The sequence below is a fragment of the Oleiphilus sp. HI0043 genome (assembly GCF_001634935.1).
This window is the reverse complement of the sequence record NZ_LWEY01001198.1, coordinates 1-300: the sequence shown is the minus strand read 5'-3', so window position 1 is coordinate 300 and position 300 is coordinate 1. Positions and strand designations below refer to the sequence as shown.

Below are 300 nucleotides of genomic sequence, written 5' to 3'. Positions count from 1 at the left end.
TGATGGAAATTCCCTATATCATTATCTGTGGCATAGGTATTGGTATTGTTTCAGCCTGCTTTGTTGGCTTGATCAAGCTCACCTTGCGTAATAGCACTAGCAATATTTTCTATCGGATCTCCGCTGCCGGTGCCTTAACCGCCGTTGCGGCAGCATTTGTGCCCGAGATAATGGGGGTAGGCTATGACACTGTAAACCAAACGCTTTTGGGCGAGTTTGGTTTGCTTCTACTGTGCTGCATCGCCGTGGTAAAAATTGTGGTAACGGGCATTAGCATTGGCTTGGGGATGCCAAGTGGAC

At 48.0% G+C, this 300-nt stretch carries 1 protein-coding gene; it reads left to right on the top strand.

Going from position 1 to position 300, the window contains the following annotated elements; translation table 11 throughout:
• Window positions 1-300, top strand: a 300-nt coding sequence (locus tag A3729_RS14120) for a chloride channel protein (RefSeq protein ID WP_197475858.1), incomplete at both ends; no start/stop codon positions are given.